Origin of the sequence: Mucilaginibacter pankratovii (assembly GCF_014773265.1) — a bacterium.
Classification (GTDB): domain Bacteria; phylum Bacteroidota; class Bacteroidia; order Sphingobacteriales; family Sphingobacteriaceae; genus Mucilaginibacter; species Mucilaginibacter pankratovii.
In genome coordinates this window covers 183465-203411 of the sequence record NZ_JACWMY010000013.1, presented here as the reverse complement: position 1 = coordinate 203411, position 19947 = coordinate 183465, and the positions used below count along the sequence as shown (strand labels likewise).

Here is a 19947-nt window from a genome sequence, read left to right as displayed (position 1 = left end):
AAATAAAACTATACAAATATGGGAAAATCTAAGTGGTTTTGCCCAAAGGCGAAGCCCCGTCTGAATGACATTCTGAAAATAACTTTCCAAATTCCCTTAAGTTAACGGCTATGGTGATAACACCAACAACGGCTGGAACAGATTTCTTTTTGGTCGAATTGTGTTCATTACCGTCCTAAACGAGACGCGAAGTATCGCGTCTCTACGATCGGTTTTTTACCCAGTTAGAAATATCCGCACCTGTGCTTTCCGCCAATACAACTTTTGTGGTGCCTAACAACCGCTCCATTATTAATGCGGCTATCATCGCTTCCTCTTCGGTGCCGGTATCTAAAGATTCGGGTGTAAAATATTTCTTTACAAAATGGGTATCAAACTGCCCCGAGGTAAAAGCCTCGTGCTGCATTACAAACTTGCCAAAGGGTAGGGTAGTGGTGATGCCTGTGATGATATACTCGTCTATTGCGCGGATCATGCGTTCGATGGCTTCGGTGCGGTCCTTACCAAAGGTGATAAGTTTGGCTATCATCGGGTCGTAATAAATGGGGATCTCCATGCCTTGCTCAAAACCATCATCTACACGTACGCCGGGGCCTTTTGGGGTAATGTAGGTTTGCAGTGTGCCGATATCCGGTAAAAAGTTATTGGCGGGGTCTTCCGCGTATACACGCAGTTCCATGGCGTGGCCGTTTATTTTAAGGTCCTCTTGTTTAAAGCTGATGGCTTCGCCGCGGGCAATGCGGATCTGCTCCTTCACCAGGTCGATGCCCGTAATGAGTTCTGTAACCGGGTGCTCCACCTGCAGGCGGGTGTTCATCTCCAAAAAGTAGAAGTTGAGCTGCTCATCCATAATAAACTCCACCGTACCCGCGCCGGTATATTTGACAGAACGCGCCACATCTACGGCGCATTTACCCATCGCTTCGCGGATCTCGGGCGTTAATACCGATGACGGCGCTTCCTCCACCACCTTTTGATGGCGGCGCTGTACCGAACAATCCCGCTCAAAGAGGTGTACGATATTGCCATGCGTATCGCCCAGTACCTGGATCTCGATATGCCTCGGCGAAGAAACATAGCGCTCTATAAATACCGAACCATCGCCGAATGCCGAAGTAGCTTCGGACACGGCCAGGTCCATCTGTTCCACAAAATCTTCGGGAGCATCCACAATACGCATGCCCTTGCCGCCACCACCGGCTGCAGCTTTGATCAGGATGGGGAAACCGACCTCAACGGCGCGGAGCTTGGCTTCGGCAATATCGGTAATGGCTTCTTCGGTGCCAGGCACCATTGGGATGTTGTATTTTAATGCAGCGGCTTTGGCGGAGAGCTTATTGCCCATTACTTCCATAGCCTCTGGCGATGGGCCTATGAGGATTAACCCAGCCTCGCGTACCTGCCTTGCAAAAGTGGCATTCTCGCTTAAAAAACCGTAACCGGGATGGATGCCTTCGGCACCTGTTTGCTTACAGGCGGCAATAATTTTATCACCCACGAGGTAACTTTGGTTAGATGGTGCTTCGCCGATGAACACCGCCTCGTCGGCATAACGCACGTGTAGGGCGTTGCGGTCGGCAGCAGAGTAAACGGCTACAGTTTTTATCCCCATTTCGCGCGCGGAACGCATTACACGCAAGGCAATTTCGCCACGGTTTGCTACCAGTATTTTTTGCATAGGTAACAAATGTAGCGGATTATTTGAAAGAGCAAAATACTAACCTTGTCATTTCGACGAACAGAAGCACCGGGGAGCGAAATGGGGTGAGGAGAAATCTTCTACATAATGCCTTTCAACTTTGCAGAGCGGCTATACATTGCCGTCAGCATAGCGGTTATAGCATGTCGCATAAGATTTCTCGTCGCTGCGCTCGCTCGAAATGACAGTGAGGTTTATACCAAACTTTCCTGCTCAATTTTCTTTTGCAGTTCCAGTATGGCGCCAATAAGCGCTTCGGGGCGGGGGGGGCATCCTTGTACGTAAACATCAACAGGTATCACCCTGTCTACGCCTTTTACTACGTGATAACCGTGCTGCCAGTAGGGGCCGCCACAGTTACTGCACGATCCCATGGAGATAACATATTTAGGATCGGGCATTTGCTCGTACAGGCGTTTGATGCGTTCGGCCATTTTAAAGGTAACGGTGCCGGCTATAATAATAACATCCGCCTGGCGGGATGAGGGGCGGGGGAATACGCCAAAGCGGTCGAGATCGTAAGTAGCGGCCATGGCGCCCATCATTTCTATCGCGCAGCAGGCAATACCAAAGCTTAAAGGCCACAGGGATGACAAACGTGCCCAGTTAAGCAGGTCGTTCATTTTGGTGACTACTACTCCGCCGCTTTCGTTGGTCAGGTCAGGCGTCATTGGCTGGCTTTTTAAAACTTGGTTTAAACATGGGCTTTGGTGGAGTGGCGGGAGTTGGAGCGGGAGCGGTTACATTTGCAATAGCTATTGGCGCCTCCAGACTAAACTCTTTTACTTTAAATGCGCTTTGCTGCAGGTTTATTTTGTCATACAGCGACTGCGGGATGTTGGTGCCTGAATCGGGTACGGTAGGGTTTGGTTTTATCCAGTCGAGATCGCCTTTTACCCACACATAGGCGAGGCCCAATATCAGTATCCCTAAAAAGATGAACATTTCGGTAAGCGATACCCAGCCCCAGCGCGGGTCGAGTTGGATGATCTCCTTGTTCCCGAAAACCGTAGCCCAGGGGAATACAAAAACCATCTCCACATCAAATAAAAGGAACACCAGCGCGATCACATAAAAGCGGGAATTGAAGGGCAGCCAGGCATTACCGGTAGGCTCTTCGCCACATTCGTAGGTGCTAAGTTTCTCAGCATTAGGGTTTCGCGGTGCCAGCAAGCGGTTCACGCCGAACAACAGCAGGATTATTACAATGCCTGTAATTAAAAAGATAAGTATCTTTCCAAATTCTGATATTTGCGAAACATCATCCATGACAGCAAATTTAACAAAACAAACCCACTTTGATGCTATAATTATCGGCGGCGGCGCCTGCGGACTGATGTGCGCGGTGCAAGCCGGTTTTTTAGGCAAGCGTACATTGGTACTGGAGAAGAACGACAAGGTAGGGGCCAAGATCCTCATCAGCGGGGGCGGGCGTTGCAATTATACCAACCTGTATGCAACGCACAAACAATTTATTTCGCAGAACGAGCATTTCAGCCGTTCGGCCCTGGTGCAGTGGACGGTGGATGATACCGTTACTTTTTTTGAAACTTACGGCATAGAAGGCAAGGAGAAAACCCTCGGGCAGCTGTTCCCCGTAAGTGATAAAGCCAAAGATGTGGTGAACGTTTTTACCACGCTTTGCGATGACCTTGGGCAGGAGATCTGGTGCGATGCAGAGGTAACAGCCGTGGAACAAACCGCTGAAGGCTTTACTATCAGCCTTGAGCGCAATGGCAAGCTGCAAACTTTATCTGCACCAAAAGTGGTAATTGCATCCGGCGGTTTACCTATCCCCAAAATGGGCGCAACGGATTTTGGGATGCGCGCAGCACGTAAATTCGGGATGCTGGTTACCGAAACTAATCCCGCGCTGGTGCCGCTTACCATTACCGGGAAAGACCAGCCCTGGTACGAAAAGCTCAGCGGCAACAGCGTGTTTTGCAGAGTATGGAACGACAGGGCAAGCTTCGAAGAGAACATCCTGTTTACCCACTGGGGACTGAGCGGACCGGCTATCCTGCAGATCTCCTCCTACTGGAAACCCGGCGAATCTATCTATATCGACCTGTTACCTGGAAAAGATATTATTGAAATGATACTGGCCGAACGCGAACAAAGTGGCAAGAAAATGCTACTGGCTTACCTCAGCGGCTTATTTACCCGCAAGTTTGCAGATGCGCTGAGCGATTATGTTCCTGCAGAAAAAAACCTCGCCTCCCTCACTAAAACCGAACTGGAAGATATCAGCATCCTCATTCACGAGTTCAAGGTAAAACCAGCGGGCACCAAAGGTTACGATAAAGCCGAGGTGATGACCGGCGGCGTAGATACCAACGAACTATCCTCTAAAACCCTCGAAAGCAAAAAAGTGCCGGGCCTCTTCTTCGGCGGAGAATGCGTGGATGTTACCGGCTGGCTCGGCGGATACAATTTCCAATGGGCCTGGGCAAGCGGCTTTGTAATAGCGCAGAATTTGTGAATTATTCGCCTTCAATAATTGTTTGGCCATTTGCTTTGATCAATTTTACTACCATAGAATTTTTACCCTTAATCATAGAATCACCTTTCGCTATCCTATCGTGATCAAAATCCCAAGTATTATCAGATAAGTAGTATTGAATCCCTTTTATGTGAACATAAGCTTGTCCTTTCGCGTTATAAGATACACTATCAACGACGCCATTAAATTGGTATGAAAGAATAGTTTGATATTCTCTGCGAGAAAAATAAATTAAAGCAGCAGCAATTATTAAACCTGCTATTATGGAAAGCTTTACGATTAACTTGTTAGATCTATTCATATCACATCCACTCAAAAGCCTCGCCCGATGCTACATGCGTTATCTTCATGCCAGGCAGTTTGGGCTGCAGCCATTCTACCAGGTACCACATACCCGGGTCTTCGCTAAAATTATGGCCGATGAGAACCAGTGCCATTTTACCGCCAAGTAACTTTTGGTCGCGCATGTACTCGGCGGTTTCCCATTCCTGTAGTTCGCCGGCTACAATTACATCCGGTTTTTCAGTTTCGGCAAAAGTTACCTGCCTTTGGCCGCCTGGTGCGCCCGGTAAAAGGCCAATATGCGATACCTGTTGATTAAGATCGCCAATTACACGCACATGTGTAATGCCCAAGGATTTTTTTAAATGCGTTATTAAAGCCTGCAAACTCATTGGCGGCACGGTAACATCGTACCTGCCTGTTTTAAAGTATTGCAGCCAGCCCAACTTTTTGGCGGTGCCGTAAGCTACCAGGTCGGGTTTTATGGAGTGGATATAATCGTGAAAGCGCCAAACGGTGATATTGTATTTTGCCAGCAGGGCTTGCTTCTGTTTTACAATATGGTTATCCTTCACCCAATCCGGGTTATCGGTATGGTTATAAAAGGTAGGCTCGTGTGCGATGATGAAATTTGCACCCAGCCTTGCTGCTTCTTCTATCACCGCAATAGTAGCAAACATGGTGGTAACGATACCGGTAACCACAATATTGGCGCTGCCGCTTTTTAAAGTATCAACTGTGCCTGCGAAAGGGGTGAGTTTGCCTTCTTTCAAAATCAGGTCGATAATTTGTTGAACGGTTAGGCCTGCAAAGCTCGAGTCCCCCGGCCCGCTAAAGGGGGAGCTTTTGATCGGCGTAAACGCCGAACCTGCACCCAAAATGGTGATGCCGCCAACTGTTGTTAGCGTTTGAGCGATGAATTTTCTGCGGGAACTGGTTTTACTGATGCTTTTCATAATAGCTGATTGAGGATGACACTAATTTCAATAATTAAATGCGAATTTCTGCAAAGCCGAATATAATGGAGTTCTCTTTTTAATCCGGGAAACGGTGTAACCCTCTTGAACACCTTTAAAACAAACAACTGTGAAAAATCCGATCCGTTCGTGAAATTCGTGTTCATTAAAAAAGCCGCCCGGTAAGGCGGCTCTATCATTGCATTATCCAAATCGTCTTATTTCTGAGGAGGTGCGGGTGGTGGCGGCGGGCTGCCTGCAGGAGGCGTAGCACCCGGAGGAGGACCACCAGGACCAGGAGGCGGGCCGCCCGGGCCACGGCGTTGCGGAGATGGCGGGGCAACTACTTCGGGGTGCGAAACACCGCGGTGGCAGCTATAGCAATTTACGCCGGTCTTCATCATCATACCCAGACTATCTTTTTTAGCCTCAAAATATTTTTTGTTGATGTCGTTCATCATTTTATACATATGGCGCGCCATATTCTTTTCGGGCTTATCATCACTCGGGAAATCCATTTTTTTGGCTTCCTCGTTACGCACATGGCAAAAATTGCAACGCACGCCTAAGGAGGCATTCCACTCATCCATTACCTCGTGTAATTTTTTTTCGGTAATGTTCTTAGGTAATACTTTAAGATTTTGGAATTTATGCTCTTCCTCCTGTTTCGGCGCGGGCGACATAGCCATAAAAGCTACTACTGACAGCAAGGCCGCGGTTGCAAATAGTTTTTTGTTAATTGTCATTTGTTGGGGCTTGGTTTGATAGCACTAATCTAAACAAAAAGAACAGTAAATGTTGGCATGTAAACAGAAATGTTACAGAAATGTCATTTTAAATGTGTTTAAACATTATTTAACGGGCCTTTAAATAAATGGCTGTATAAGTTCCATGCTTTTATCCCATAATTTATTGCGCCCTACCTCGTCAATTGCCCTGGCCGATGGGGCGGTAACTTTCATGTTTTTAAAGTATTTACCGCTTTTTGCATCTATACGGCTGGCGGTTGCCAGGTAAATGCTGGTTAGCGCACCTTGTTCGGGGGTTATCATAAAGGGGCGGGCCAGCCATAACAGGGTTTTGCCTGTGCCCCCAAGGCCTTCTCCAAAATTGGTATTAACTATACCCGGGTGCAGCGCAAAAGAAGTAATCCCTTTCGGGCCGTATTTTATCGCAAGCGACCGTGTGAAATATATATTGAAAAGTTTGGCCACACCATAGGCTTTAAGCGGCGAGTAAATGGTGTTTTCCCACTGCAGATCTTTAAACATTGGCTTACCGAAGCGGTGCGCATTGCTGCTTACGTTAATTACACGGGCCTGCCCCCGCTCCAGCAGAGGAAGCAGTAAAGTGGTTAGCAAAAAATGCCCCAGGTGGTTTACAGCGAAGGTCATTTCGAAGCCGTCTTTGGTAAGCTGGTGCTGGTTAAAAACCCCGCCCGCGTTATTGATGAGTACATTTATGCTAAACAGGCTGGTTTTAAGTACCTGGGCAGCGTTATGTACGCTCTCCATATCCGATAGGTCGCAGAATACGGTATAAATATTGTTGTTTTTTGATGCGCTTATCAGTTCCTGCTTTACCGTTTCGCCTTTATCCATATCGCGTACCAGTAAATAAAGCGCATGGTCTTTTTTCGCGAGGGCGAGCGCGGTTTCTTTTCCTATGCCGGATGTGGCGCCTGTAATAACGGTGGTTGTAATGGGCATTTTAGAAAACTTGGGTAATGGTATTTGGCATATCAAAACTAATATTTTAAGCGGTATTTGCAAAAGGTATTTGCCCCTAAAACATTGCCGCCAATTCTTCTATCAGAGGTACCTGCGCCGGCACCATTTTTTGTTTGGCGGTTGCTATGTCAAACCAGTCGGCACGGTCCACTTCTTCAAAGCTTGCCTTTTTGCCAGATCGTGGCGGCCACTCCATTTCAAAATAATTGCTTTTGATATTGGTATGATCTATTTCGGCCAATACCGCCCAGGCCTGTACCACCTTGCCGTTTTTGTATTTGATTGGGGTGAGGGGCATAAAATCGCCCGAAATGCTTTGCCCGGTTTCTTCTTCAAATTCCCGTTTGGCGGCAGCCAGCGCATCTTCCTCCTCTTCATACTCACCTTTGGGTATGCTCCATGCGCCAAGGTCCTTGTTTTTCCAGAACGGCCCGCCGGGGTGAACGAGGAATATCTGCAGCTGTTTATCAATATTTCGGTAGGCTAATATTCCGGCGCTTTGTTTTGGCATCTGTAAACGATTTTAGGGCAAAATAATAAAACACAAAGTATTATCATTAGTTTTATCTTGCTAATTAAACCGGTTATGGAAGACATCAGGTGGAAAAAATTTAAGCTTTGCGGCGATTATAATGTGGATATGCGCAGCCTTTACCTTGCCTGGGCAACACCCGGCGGACTGGAAAAGTGGTTTCTGCGAAAAGCGGATTTTTACACGATACTTCAACGCCACCGCGATGGCGATGAGCAGATATTGAAGGAAGATACTTACGAATGGCATTGGCACGGGTATGATAATACCGTAGTGGAAAAAGGGCAGGTACTGGAGGCCAACGGCCTCGACTTTATAAAATTCACATTCACCGGCGGCACTACGGTTAGCGTGTCTTTTAGCACCCGCAACGGTTTAACCATCATCGACCTGGTGCAGGAAGGCATTCCGCAGGAAAGCGACCCGGAGAAAAACCTGCTGGTGCAATGCCAGATAGGGTGGACCTTTTACCTGGCTAACCTAAAATCGGTTATGGAAGGCGGTAAAGATCTTCGGAATAAGCGGGTGGAACTGGTGAGTTGTTTTAAGTAAACCACAAGGTGCGGGTTACAACTAAATTTGACATTCAGATATCTTCTTTGTGCCGTGCCGTGAATATCTTTGTGCGCTTTGCGGTTAAACAACAAAGCGCATCTGCATTACTCATATGTTTACAGGAATTATAGAAACTTTAGGCAAGATAACCAACTTACGTAAGGAGCAGGGCAACCTGCATATCACCGTAGAATCGGCCATTACAAACGAGCTGAAGATCGATCAGTCGGTAGCGCATAATGGCGTTTGCCTTACAGTGGTTGGGCTTAGCGATACCACGCATACCGTTACCGCTATTGAAGAAACGCTGAACAAAACCAGTCTTGGCCATCTTAAAGTTGGCGAACCTGTAAACCTGGAGCGCTGCATGCAGATGAACGCCCGGTTGGATGGGCACATTGTGCAGGGCCATGTTGACCAAACCGCCATCTGCACCAAATTTACCGAGCTGGATGGCAGTTGGGAATATACCTTCGAGTATGATGCCACCGTCGGCAATGTTACTGTGGAGAAAGGTTCGATATGTGTGAATGGTATCAGCCTCACGGTGGTTAATTCCGGCCTCAATTATTTTTCGGTTGCCATTATCCCTTATACTTACGAGCACACCAACCTGCACAACGTGCGCGAAGGCAGCATAGTGAATTTGGAGTTTGATATTATCGGGAAGTATGTGGCGAGGCTGATGCAGCGGTAAGAGTCCTGATGTAGAGACGCAATATTTTGCGTCTCGATTATGCAAATCCGGACTTGCACGCGGGAGACGCAAAGTATTGCGTCTCTACGTTAAAAATCGTGTCAATCCTAAAATCGCTTAATCGTGTCTGGTCTTACTCTTCGCGTAAGCAATATAATTCTTCTCCGTTGCCGGTGGGTTGCTGGCAAGGTACTTTTTGTAATACTTAGCTGCGGTTTTATCGTCCTTTAAATTAGCCTCATACAAACTGGCCAACGAGTAGTAGATCATCGGGCTCTCTTCAAACTGCAGGCCCTTTTGGTAGGCCAGTATGGCCTTTTTGTATTTAGACAGCTTTTCGTTGCTATCGGCTATTTCCCCGTAATAGGATGCTATGCTGGTGGAGATGCCGTCTTTAATGGCTTTCTCCAAGAATTCGACGACCCGTTTATGGTCTTTAAGCGCTTTGTAGCACATGGCCGCATAATAATAGGTGTATTCGTTTTGCACCAGGGCAGGGATATCCGCGAAGGTTTCTGCACCGCAGTTATAGTTTTTGAGGTTATAGTACGATACGCCCAGCTTGGTGCGGATGATGCTCGACTCATTGCCATTCTTCAGCAACTTAAGGCAGGCATCTACCGTCTCGGTCCATTTCTTTTGGGCGTAGCTCAATTTCATCAGGCTTTCCAGCAAAAGAATGTTTTCCGGGTCGGCCGCGGTGGCTTTGCCTAAAACATTTTCGGCCTGCGGCAATAATTTGATCTCGATGTAGCGGTTAGCCAGGTCGGATGCTACATCCGCGTCTGCCGGGTTTATTTTGTTTGCTCTTTGCAGGTAGGCAATTTGCGAGCCGATATCGGCCTTATCCAGGCTGATCTGCGCCAGCTGCTTGTATACTATAAAGTTGGTAGTATCCTTAGCGACAATCCTTTTATAATAAACTTCGGCCTTTGCAGAGTTGCCCCGGCGCAGGTTGATGCTCCCCAGGCTAAACAGCACGCCCGAGCGTGTGGAGTCGATATCGTAAATGCGCTGATAATAACCTTCGGCTTCGGGCAGACGGCCCGCCATATTGCTGGTATAGGCCAATTGGGCAAGCGCCTTCAAATCGGTAACTGGTTCGGTATACACCGTTTTTAAATAATTAGAAGCATCGGCAAAACGCTGGCTTTGGTAGTAATCTAAAAGCAGGGCATCATCCACTTTGGTTTGTGCCGAAACACTGAAAAAGAAGCACGTTAAAAACAGGGCAGGTAGCATTGATTTCATATAACTAAGTTATTAGTTATAAACCAAACTTCCAAATGTTAAACAATTTTATGTTTCTGATGTTGACTATCTAAATACTAAAAAACAAATACCATGGATAAGTTAAAGAAATTTGGATTGATGGAAAAGATAGTTCACGAGTTGGAAGACTTGAAACACAGCCAAACCGCGATCATTCAAAAATTAGCCAAAATAGAAGTAGACAATATAGAGCTTGGCGATAAACGCCTGGAAAAAGACCTGCCCGATATGCACCAGCGTGTAGCAGATAACCTGGATACGATAGTATCTATCCTGGAAGACTTTGCAAAACAAACAGACACCTACAGCGATAAAAACAATATTGCTGCCCTGAAAGAGCAGGAAATCATTGATAATTTGTAACACAAAATAGTGTAAACAGAAAAAGCCCCATTAGGGGCTTTTTCTGTTTGAGGCAGTTGCTAATTGGCCGTTGCCGGCGGTTGTGCCTTTTTTAGCTTAGCAAAGTTTTTGTTATAAGTTTTTATCGCTTTCAGGTATTTTTTATCCTTGATGTACTTTAAGGCATCGGGGTCATCGGCAAGCATAGCCTTCAGATTCTCTTCGTTTAGTTTTACGATAGGGCCATTGTTTTGTTGAATAGCTGCCAGGGTCGACTCATCTAATAGGCCGTCCTCACTTTCACTTAAAAACGAGTAAACATTGATGCTGTTACCCTTTATTGCTCTAAACAGCCAACAACTATCGTTGGCTATACCAACCATGGTATAAGGCTCATAAGATGCGCCGAAGCCTTTACGCGAAATATTTGCCGTTTGATCTGCATATATTTTTTGTTTGCGCAGCGAATCTTTTTTGGGGAGGTCCTTATTTTCGAATACCAGGTAATTTTTATGAAGTACCGTATCCAGATAGATAATCGATTTTACTTCCCGGCTGGTGCTATCTTTCAGCGTTACTTTAAAGGTATATTTAATATTAGCCCGCGAATCGTTATAAAAACCGCGCATCATATTCATGTTCATTTGCATCTGCATTTGAAACTGCATGTTTTGCCTTGCAAGCATACTATTAACGCCGGCCATATTTTGGGCGGATAAACTATTAGCAGATAACAGAACAATCGGAAGAAGAAGGAGAGGTATAAGGCGCCGCATTTGTGATTAAGATTTGTACTAAAAATATAAATTTTCTTACAAATCGCAATTGTTTATTTCAACGCCCCGCTAAAAAATTTCGTCGCCAGGTCGCCAACCTGCGTGTGAATAGCTTTTCGGTTCACAGTTGCATCGTCATTAAAATATACACCGCCGGTTGGTTTCATTTCTGCTGAGCCCTCGTTTAGGAAAACGTAGTGGCCCGTTTTGCCGGGGATGATAAGCAGTTTGCTTTTTGGTATCAGCTTATGGAATATAAGGGCGTTGGTCTTTACCGGGGCAATGCTGTCGCTTTGTGAGCCTACGATATACATGGGCGCGGTCACCCTTGCCAATTGTTTCTTATTCACAAACCCTTGACCAACAGCCGGGCACATCGCGAAGAAGGCTTTGATGCGCTTGTCCTTTAAATCGGGACTGTTTTTAAATGACAGCTCTACCGCTTTATCATCTATTTGACTGGCCAGGTTGGGAAACTCGGGTAGGGTGATCTCTTTAATACCTTCGGGCGTTTTGGTGAAAGCGTCCAAAGCTTTCAAATCCAATTTGCCGCCAGCCAGGGCAATTACCGTATAGCCGCCAATGGAGAAACCCGCTGCGCCGATGCGGTTAGCATCTATTACCGGGCCGAAGTCTTTATTCTTCAATAAACCTGTAAGTACAAAGCTGATATCCTGCGGGCGCTGCCATGGGGTTACAAAGTTGATAGCTATCTTATTATCGTAGGTGTTGCCCCAATGGTCTACCGCTGCCACGATGAATCCTTTTTGTACCAGCGCATCGGCCAGCCATTCCAAAGTAATACGGCCACCACCTGTACCGTGCGAGATCATGATGAGGGCATGCTTGCCAACTGGTAGTTTAGCATCTCTAACCGTGGAGATATGCACAAATGGATAATGCGGGATAACAAAAGGCTCGCGATTGTCTTCAGTGGGATACCAGATCTCGGTAACCAGTGGGCGCTGCCGTGTGGTATCGTTAAACTTAATGGTACGCTGGCCTATTTTTATGTTTTGCGCGTCTGCGAGTAATGGCAGCGCTATGGCTATGATAGTTATAAATCTCCTAAACATCGGTTTAAATTTCATAAAGCAAAGCAAGCGATAAGATCCGGGCTGAAATTTGACAAATGTCAATAAATTACTTCTTCGATTTTAAGCGACTGAGGGTTTCCTGCGAGATGCCGAGATAGTCGGCTATGATCTTATTGGGCAACCTTTGGATAAGGGTAGGGGTAGTTTCCATCAGCTGTTTATAGCGCTGGGTGGCATCCATGGTAATGAGGCTCTCTATCCGTTTGATGGATGCGATGTAGTCGCGCTCTAAATTAATGCGGTACACCCGTTCCCAGCCGGGGATAGTATCCAGCAGTTCCCTAAAGTCGTGGGAATTGATATAAAGCGCTTCGGTAGGTTCGATGCTTTGGATATAGGCCAGAGATGGTTCCTGCAAAGTAAAGCTTGGGAATGCCGTACCGAACCTACCCTCCGTTACCAAAAAGCGGGTAGATTCTTTACCGTTTACATCCATCATATAAATGCGCAAGCAACCGGAGTTGACGAAATAGATATAGGGGCACACATCTCCTGCCGAAAGCAAGATCTCGTTCCGTTTGGTTTTCTTCAGCCGGAATTTTTGGCAAAAGGCATCCAGTACCGCTTCATCGGCAGCCATGTTTTTGGCAAGGAATTGTTTGAGTAGGGTGTACATGATTTACATGCAATATAGTAAATCCACCGTGCGATACGTTATCGTAGGTTTTGGTTGCGATAGGAGGCACCTACGGAGCCAAATTATTCTATGTATCTCATCTATAAAGAGGCGACTCCGCTGGAGTCAAAAACAAGCGGTTAAAAAAGCTCCGGTAGGAGCTCCCTGTTTATAGAAAATGCAAAACGGAAGGTTGGCTCCGTAGGTGCCTCCTCTCGACCCGATTTTTACTGATATTGTATATAAAGCGGCGCAGGTTTCAAGCTCAACACTTCCTTGGGTGTAAGCATCCGGTTTGGCGCATTCTTTATATCATTCTTATAGAATAATTTAAAACCGGTAAACTGTACCGGTTCGCCTTGTACGAAGTATTTGTAGGTGCCCTTCTTCAGGTCGGGGCCGCCCCAGCCATCCATATCCATTACGAATTGTACGTTGTTACGCAGTTTGATATCCTGGTAATTGGTAACCATGCGTTTGGTAAAGCGGTGCACCACAAACACCTTTGGCGGCAGGTTGTATTTTGTGCAGAGCTTGCTCAGGTAATCAGTCACAAAATTAATATCCGCAGCATCAAAGGTGCCGATGCGTTTGCCGGGTACGCTGCCTTCCTTCATGGAAAATTCCGGGTCGATACCGAAATGGACGTTGGGCATTTTGAGGTATTTTTCCAGTAGGGGAAGCTCGGTTTGTACGGTGCTGAAGCCTACCTGGATATCTAAAAACACCAGCGCGTTGATCGGTTTGGCCATTTCTATAGCCTTATCTATCTGGCTAAAGGGCATCCGCAAGTTGTGCAGGCCGTTTCGACCGGCATCCGCCTGGGCGGTTACACATATATAATGTAAGGCTGGAATGACTGGTGTAAGGGTATCGGCAGCTTCCCAAGCTTTAACTTCGGCCATTAACCGGCGGCGCATTTCGGTGGGCTCGTACTGCCCCAATGCGCCCATATTTTTGGAATACATATTACCGTAGTAAGCCACGATGCGTTTAAAAGGCAATATAGCACCCGGGAGCGGAAGAGGAGCGTTTTTAACCGGCCATCGTTTATCGCCATTAGCCATCCGTTTCATCAGCGAATCGTATCTGGCGGTATCGAGGGTGGGTTTTAAGGTTGTATCCTTAATAGTTGTTTGAGCGGATGCGGTGAAATTGAATGCGACGAAAGCAATGAGGAGAATGCGGAAGATGTTTTTCAAGTGCGTGTTTGTAAGGTGTGCTTTTATATTAGAGCGTCATTGCGAGGTACGAAGCAATCTTTACACAGGACAAGCCAATTGCAAATTACTCTGCATGTCGGGAGATTGCTTCGTACCTCGCAATGACGTATCGGCGAGCATTTTGTTTTAAATATCCGACATGCTTTTTAACCTTGCAAATCAAATCTCTAAATCGCGAAAATCTGCTTCATCCCGGTTCAGACACTCTTCCCCTTCATGGCTACGGCAATGGCCTCATCCATTACGCGCTCGGCAAAGGGGCGGGTAAAATCGTTCAGCTCGTCAATTTTGGCGTGTATGAGGTCTTTATCACCGGCTTCCAAAGCAGTTTTAAGGGCAGCTACATAATCTTGTGTGTTGTTGGTTTCTTCGGCGCTTAGGTGTGCGCCATGTTTTTTTACGAAGTTTTCTACAGTGTACACTATCTGCTCACCTTCCGTTTTGGCTTCTATCAGCATGCGGGCGGCAACATCGTCTTTAGCATTGGTGATGCTGTCCATCAGCATTTTTTCAACTAACTCGTCGTTAATGCCGTAAGCGGGTTTTACTTCCACTTCCTGTTTTACGCCGCTGCGGAGCTCAATCGCCTGGATCTTTAAGATGCCATCAGCATTCAATATAAAGTTGATATCCACCTTAGGAAAACCTGCCGGCATAGCGGGGATTCCTTTCAGTTCAAACTCGGACAGTTTACGGTTCTCTTTAATGAGGTCGCGCTCGCCCTGGTAAACGGCAATTTTCATGTTCACCTGGCCATCTTTACTGGTGGTGTATTGCCTGCCTGCTTTGGTTGGGATCTTACTGTTGCGGGGAATAATAGTATCCATCAGTCCGCCCATAGTTTCTATGCCTAAGGAAAGCGGCGTAACATCCAGCAGTAAAATATCGCTGCGGTTACCGGCCAGTACATCGGCTTGTATGGCAGCGCCAAGGGCAACTACTTCATCCGGGTTTACATCATCATGCACCGGACGACCGAAAAACTCCGCCACCATTTTCTTTACCAATGCCGTGCGGGTACTGCCACCCACCATAATTACTTCATCAATATCCGTAATAGTAAGCTTAGCATCCTTCAGCGCGTTTTGGCAGGCGATGATGGTTTGCTGCACTTTGGTTAATATCAGTTCCTCAAAGGTGTTACGGTCGATAGTGCACCATATCTCGCCAATTTTTTCGTTAAACAGGCTTTGATGCGCAAATGCTTTTTTGGCTTCTTCGGCTTTTAAACGCAGCTGCTGTGTAAGCTCACGGTTTTCGGCAAGTTCAGTTTTATCGATGTTGTTCTTTTCAATCCAGTAATCGGCAATGGCGCGGTCGAAATCATCACCGCCCAAAAAGGTATCGCCATTGGTAGATAATACTTCGAAGATGCCGTTCTGGATCTGCAGTATCGATACATCAAAGGTACCACCGCCCAGGTCGTATACCGCTACGGTTTTGGTTTCTTCGGGGTTCAGGCCAATACCATAGGCTAAACTTGCAGCCGTTGGCTCGTTCACAATACGTAAAACATCAAGCCCGGCCAGCTTACCGGCATCGCGTGTGGCCTGGCGCTGCGAATCGTTAAAATAAGCAGGTACGGTGATCACTGCACGGTTCACCGGAGTTTTCAGGGCGTGTTCGGCTCGTTCTTTTAGTTCTTTCAGGATCAGCCCGGATAGTTCGATAGGGGTGTAGAATTTATCGCCTACCTTTATTTTTACAAGGCTTTCGGTATCATCATCTATGATCTTGTAGGAGAAGAAGTTTTGGTAATTCTTTACATCGGCATAAGAGCGGCCCAAAAGGCGCTTTACCGAAAATACGGTGTTCTGCGGATCGGTTATTAAAAACTCTTTGGCTTCGTTACCTACTTTGATATCGCCTGTAGCGCCAAAATGCACGATAGACGGCACCAAAACACCCTTGCCGGTATCGTTTATTACTTTAGGGTTTTTATCAGGGTCAATAAAGGCCACCAGCGAATTGGTGGTGCCAAGGTCGATCCCTACAATAATATCTTCTTTCTGGATAGAGCCCGTTGCCAGGTTAATAGAAACTTTAGCCATGATGTATCAATAACAAAAGGCAAATGTACTTAGTTTTGAGGGAGGAAATGTCATTTGGATTTCGGATTTAGTGCTATTGTCTTGCTCCAATCGTCGTAGCCTCACCCTGCCCTCTCCAAAGGAAAGGGTTCTTAAGTCCTCTCCTTTGGAGAGGATTTAGGTGAGGCTAAGGAGGCAATTCCAATAAATTCGAGTTCAGACAGCACCATCACACAATTTTTCCTACTTTCACCCTAATGATAAACCGCTTCTGCCAAACCCTGTTCCTGCTGCTTTTCACCACCGCTGTTGCCAATGCCCAGCAATTCGGCGGTAACCCGCCGTCTATAAAATGGAAACAGGTGAATACCCCGGCAACCAAAGTGATCTTCCCCGAGGGGATGGATTCGGCTGCTATGCGGGTGGCCAATATTATCCAATACATCAACCCGCAAATAAAACGCAGCATTGGTTTTAAGCAGAAACAGGTAAGCATTGTACTGCAAAACCAAACAACCATATCAAACGCTTATGTGGGTTTGGCACCTTTTCGCAGCGAATTTTATTTAACACCATCGCAAAATAGTTTCGAGATAGGTAGCCTTTACTGGCCGGGGCAACTGGCCATCCACGAATTCAGGCACGTGCAGCAATACAATAATTTTAACGTGGGGCTGTCGCACGCACTGCGCGTGGTATTTGGCGAAGGCGGGCAGGCTTTGGGGAACGACCTGTCCATTCCCAACTGGTTCTTCGAAGGCGATGCCGTTTACAACGAAACCCTGGTAAGCCAACAGGGCAGGGGCAGGCTGCCGTATTTTTACAACGGTTTCCGCGCGCTCTGGGCAGCCGGGAAGGACTATAGCTGGATGAAACTGCGCAACGGCTCGTATGTAGATTACATCCCGGATCATTACCCGCTTGGCTATATGATGGTGGCTTACGGGCGCGAGAAATTCGGTAACGATTTTTGGGGAAAGGTTACGCACGATGCGGCAGCTTACAATACAGGTGTTTATCCTTTTCAAAACGCCATTAAAAAGCATTCGGGACAAAAATATAAAGCATTCAGAGGGGCAGCATTTAAGTATTTCAAAAAGCAATTTGGGAACGACCAAATTATAGATGATAACCCGCGCCGGCATTTTGTTGCCCACGAAGAATACCCCAATTATATCAACGATAGTACGCTAATTTATTTAAGGACAACTTATAATCACATTCCCGAATTTGTGCTGAGAAGCAAGGGCAAAGAACGGGCTATTGCCGTGCAGGATATTAATACCGACAACTATTTTACCTATCACGATGGTAAGGTGGTTTACGCCGCCTACCGGCCGGATCTGCGCTGGGGATACCGTAATTATAATGAGCTGGTGGTGCTGGATATCAATACCGGCAAGGAGCGCCGTATTACCCGCAAAACCAAATATTTTTCCCCGGCCTTTAGCCATAATGGCAAAACGATAGTGGCGGTTGATGTAGAGGCATCGGGCAAAAGCGCCTTGCATTTAATAGATGCCCTAAATGGTAAATCGCTTACCACGGTTCCTAATCCCGATAACTTGTTTTACACTTATCCCAAATTTTTTGAAGACGATAAAATAGTTTCGGCAGTAAGAAATGGAAAAGGACAGATGGCCCTGGCATCGATTGACATCAAAACCGGGACCGTCAAATATTTTACACCGTTTAGTTTTGAGCCGATTGGATTTATTGCGGTAGGTAAGGGCAGAATTATGTTCAGTAAAACCACAGGGGCATATGATAAGCTATTTGTGCTTTCGCTAAAAACTGGGAAGGTGTTTTTGAAGGATACAAGTGAAGAAAATATGAGCGCGGTGATTGGCTCATACCAACCTGCTGTGACCGATTCTAAAGTGGCGTGGGTCGGCCTTACGCCTTATGGTTATAATATTTTGGAGGGTACTTGGTCGGAAAATGACCTCAATGAAACTCCGTTAAGAGAAGCAGAACCCTTATCCGATCTTGGTATCAGTAAATTAGAACAAGACACCGCCGCCAACCTTTTATCATCTATCCCCAACACGCCACTTCCCATCACCAAGTACAGTAAAGCGCACGGGCTGTTCAATTTCCACAGTATTTTCCCTAATCTAAACGACCCCAACTATTCGCTGGAGCTGGCCGGTGAGAACGTGCTGAACACCTTCCAGTCGCGCCTGTCCTTTAATTACAACCGCGATGAGGGTTACAAGCGCATTGGCTATACAGCTATTTATGGCGCGCTGTTCCCATATATTTCGGCAGGTGCTAACTATACTTTCGACCGCAAGGGATTTTCGAAAGGAAACAGCGTTTACTTTAACGAGACCGACCTGCACGCCGGTTTGGAGGTGCCGCTGAATTTTACCGGAGGTAAAACGTCTACCTTTTTAAGCGCCGGCAGCGATGTGTATTACAGCCAGCGCCGTTTTCAGGAAGCGTTCCGCAGCCAGTTTGCCGATGGGCATTATACCTATCTGAACAATTACATCAGCTTTAGTAACGAGATCCAGCAGGCCAAGCAACAAATAAACCCGCGCCTGGCACAAAGCATCAGCCTTAATTATAAAACGGCCATAGCGGGGCTGAGCGCCACCCAGTTTTTGGGTACGGGTTCTTTTTATTTCCCGGGATTAGGCGTAACGCATAGCCTGGTTATTAGTGGCGCTTACCAGCAAAAGGGGGCAAATAACAGTATTGGTTTTTCTAATGATTTTCCCTTCTCCAAGGGTTACACCGCCGAGAGTTTGGATAAAATGCAAAAGTTTGGTGCAAGCTATCACTTCCCGATAGCCTACCCGGACGCTGGCTTTGCCAACCTGGCTTACTTGCTACGCGTACGCGGCTACCTGTTTTACGACCATACCCACGCCACCGACAGCAGTTTTCTGCTGAACGGCAAGCCTTTTAAGGCTGATTTCCGTTCGGCCGGTGCGGCCCTGTTTTTTGATGGGAAACTGTTTAACCAGGGTTCGGTATCATTCGGCATCCGTTACAGTTACCTCTTGGATGATGACCTGTTTGGCGGAAATGGCAAGAACAGGATAGAGTTGGTGTTGCCGGTGAGTATATTTTAGGGATTGAATTAGCGAATGAGTGATTTGAAAATCTTCTGCTTAAACTTCATCGTTATTTGCGGTATAGCCCAGTTGTCCATCTGCAATTAAAGATGCCGCAAAATATTTTTGTATCGCATCATACGCTTGATCATCGTCTGTATTTAAAAAAATCAAGGTTAAATGTATTTCTTTGGTTGTGTCCATTAATTCAAAAGCAATATAAGTTCCCCTATTGCTAAATGTAGGTCGCCTGGCTATAAATGCCACATCTTGCCAATAAACCGTTTTATTACCTACCCGATAGTAAAGTTTTTCTTCGTCGAGGGTTAACGCGCTTTTGCCCTTTATAGTCGGAATAAAAACCCGCAAGACAAAACGGCCAAATAAAGTAATTCCTATCAATCCCGCTATTACGCTTATAAAGCTAAAATCCCAGGTGCCGTTTTCATGATTCGCGGTGAAATACAGGTAAAAACCAAAGAGAGAAAAACAAAAAGTAGGATAAACGGAGAGCGTACTGTAGGCAAAGTTTTTAACGGGCGTCATGGTGATGCTAAAATACTTATTTAGTA

The 19947-nt window shown here is 46.4% G+C and carries 20 protein-coding genes; 5 read left to right on the top strand and 15 right to left on the bottom strand.

The features are described from left to right. Positions 1 to 202: 202 nt before the first annotated feature. From accC to IDJ77_RS22970, 3 genes are all read right to left on the bottom strand, one after another. Complete coding sequence (gene accC / locus IDJ77_RS22980) at positions 203 to 1678, bottom strand: acetyl-CoA carboxylase biotin carboxylase subunit (RefSeq protein ID WP_191191324.1); 1476 nt, start codon at positions 1676 to 1678, stop codon at positions 203 to 205. 215 nt (positions 1679 to 1893) lie between these two features. Beyond that, positions 1894 to 2370: an NADH-quinone oxidoreductase subunit B gene (locus tag IDJ77_RS22975; protein ID WP_191191323.1), complete on the bottom strand. Its 477-nt coding sequence runs from the start codon at positions 2368 to 2370 to the stop codon at positions 1894 to 1896. Beyond that, the gene (locus tag IDJ77_RS22970) at positions 2360 to 2968 is read right to left on the bottom strand and encodes an NADH-quinone oxidoreductase subunit A (RefSeq protein WP_191191322.1); all 609 of its coding nucleotides are present in this window, start codon (positions 2966 to 2968) and stop codon (positions 2360 to 2362) included. Before IDJ77_RS22970 ends, IDJ77_RS22975 begins: the two co-directional genes overlap by 11 nt. Here IDJ77_RS22970 and IDJ77_RS22965 point away from each other — a divergent pair. After that, positions 2967 to 4181, top strand: a complete 1215-nt coding sequence (locus IDJ77_RS22965; RefSeq protein ID WP_191191321.1) for a BaiN/RdsA family NAD(P)/FAD-dependent oxidoreductase — start codon at positions 2967 to 2969, stop codon at positions 4179 to 4181. The two genes, IDJ77_RS22970 and IDJ77_RS22965, sit on opposite strands and share 2 nt — an antisense overlap. 1 nt (position 4182) lies before the next feature. Here the strand turns inward: IDJ77_RS22965 and IDJ77_RS22960 are convergent, their stop codons facing one another. The 5 genes from IDJ77_RS22960 to IDJ77_RS22940 all read right to left on the bottom strand — a co-directional run bounded on the left by IDJ77_RS22960 (position 4183) and on the right by IDJ77_RS22940 (position 7681). Beyond that, positions 4183 to 4503, bottom strand: coding sequence for a hypothetical protein (locus IDJ77_RS22960; RefSeq protein WP_191191320.1), 321 nt, complete (start codon positions 4501 to 4503; stop codon positions 4183 to 4185). Position 4504: 1 nt separating this feature from the next. Further along, positions 4505 to 5440 (bottom strand): Nif3-like dinuclear metal center hexameric protein, encoded by a 936-nt coding sequence (locus IDJ77_RS22955; protein ID WP_191191319.1) that lies wholly within the window; start codon positions 5438 to 5440, stop codon positions 4505 to 4507. A gap of 218 nt (positions 5441 to 5658) precedes the next feature. Continuing rightward, positions 5659 to 6186, bottom strand: a complete 528-nt coding sequence (locus tag IDJ77_RS22950) for a c-type cytochrome (RefSeq protein ID WP_191191318.1) — start codon at positions 6184 to 6186, stop codon at positions 5659 to 5661. A gap of 120 nt (positions 6187 to 6306) precedes the next feature. After that, complete coding sequence (locus IDJ77_RS22945; RefSeq protein ID WP_191191317.1) at positions 6307 to 7149, bottom strand: SDR family oxidoreductase; 843 nt, start codon at positions 7147 to 7149, stop codon at positions 6307 to 6309. Between the two features lie 76 nt (positions 7150 to 7225). Beyond that, the gene (locus IDJ77_RS22940) at positions 7226 to 7681 is read right to left on the bottom strand and encodes an NUDIX domain-containing protein (protein ID WP_191191316.1); all 456 of its coding nucleotides are present in this window, start codon (positions 7679 to 7681) and stop codon (positions 7226 to 7228) included. Between the two features lie 75 nt (positions 7682 to 7756). On the opposite strand from IDJ77_RS22940, the gene IDJ77_RS22935 reads away from it, so the two are divergent. Next, a complete protein-coding gene (locus IDJ77_RS22935) occupies positions 7757 to 8254 on the top strand; it encodes an SRPBCC family protein (RefSeq protein WP_191191315.1) in 498 nt (165 codons plus the stop codon). A gap of 115 nt (positions 8255 to 8369) precedes the next feature. After that, entirely contained in the window at positions 8370 to 8954 is a 585-nt protein-coding gene (locus IDJ77_RS22930) for a riboflavin synthase (protein WP_191191314.1), read from the top strand. A gap of 117 nt (positions 8955 to 9071) precedes the next feature. Here IDJ77_RS22930 and IDJ77_RS22925 read toward each other — a convergent pair whose 3' ends face one another. Next, on the bottom strand, positions 9072 to 10205 hold the full coding sequence (locus tag IDJ77_RS22925; protein WP_191191313.1) for a tetratricopeptide repeat protein: 1134 nt from the start codon (positions 10203 to 10205) through the stop codon (positions 9072 to 9074). A gap of 93 nt (positions 10206 to 10298) precedes the next feature. Between IDJ77_RS22925 and IDJ77_RS22920 the strand changes: the two genes are divergently transcribed. Beyond that, positions 10299 to 10589 (top strand): hypothetical protein, encoded by a 291-nt coding sequence (locus IDJ77_RS22920; RefSeq protein ID WP_191191312.1) that lies wholly within the window; start codon positions 10299 to 10301, stop codon positions 10587 to 10589. Positions 10590 to 10648: 59 nt separating this feature from the next. Here IDJ77_RS22920 and IDJ77_RS22915 read toward each other — a convergent pair whose 3' ends face one another. The 5 genes from IDJ77_RS22915 to hscA all read right to left on the bottom strand — a co-directional run bounded on the left by IDJ77_RS22915 (position 10649) and on the right by hscA (position 16331). Then, a complete protein-coding gene (locus IDJ77_RS22915) occupies positions 10649 to 11272 on the bottom strand; it encodes a hypothetical protein (protein ID WP_191191311.1) in 624 nt (207 codons plus the stop codon). Between the two features lie 125 nt (positions 11273 to 11397). Next, on the bottom strand, positions 11398 to 12435 hold the full coding sequence (locus tag IDJ77_RS22910; RefSeq protein ID WP_191191310.1) for an alpha/beta hydrolase family protein: 1038 nt from the start codon (positions 12433 to 12435) through the stop codon (positions 11398 to 11400). Positions 12436 to 12487: 52 nt separating this feature from the next. Beyond that, the gene (locus IDJ77_RS22905; RefSeq protein ID WP_191191309.1) at positions 12488 to 13057 is read right to left on the bottom strand and encodes a Crp/Fnr family transcriptional regulator; all 570 of its coding nucleotides are present in this window, start codon (positions 13055 to 13057) and stop codon (positions 12488 to 12490) included. A gap of 227 nt (positions 13058 to 13284) precedes the next feature. Continuing rightward, positions 13285 to 14259, bottom strand: a complete 975-nt coding sequence (locus IDJ77_RS22900) for a hypothetical protein (protein ID WP_224751204.1) — start codon at positions 14257 to 14259, stop codon at positions 13285 to 13287. A 218-nt stretch (positions 14260 to 14477) separates the two neighbouring features. Continuing rightward, on the bottom strand, positions 14478 to 16331 hold the full coding sequence (gene hscA, locus IDJ77_RS22895; RefSeq protein WP_191191308.1) for a Fe-S protein assembly chaperone HscA: 1854 nt from the start codon (positions 16329 to 16331) through the stop codon (positions 14478 to 14480). Positions 16332 to 16567: 236 nt separating this feature from the next. Here hscA and IDJ77_RS22890 point away from each other — a divergent pair, with 236 nt between their 5' ends. Continuing rightward, the gene (locus IDJ77_RS22890; protein ID WP_191191307.1) at positions 16568 to 19393 is read left to right on the top strand and encodes a TolB family protein; all 2826 of its coding nucleotides are present in this window, start codon (positions 16568 to 16570) and stop codon (positions 19391 to 19393) included. Between the two features lie 39 nt (positions 19394 to 19432). Here the strand turns inward: IDJ77_RS22890 and IDJ77_RS22885 are convergent, their stop codons facing one another. Then, complete coding sequence (locus IDJ77_RS22885; RefSeq protein ID WP_191191306.1) at positions 19433 to 19921, bottom strand: hypothetical protein; 489 nt, start codon at positions 19919 to 19921, stop codon at positions 19433 to 19435. Between the last annotated feature and the right edge of the window lie 26 nt (positions 19922 to 19947).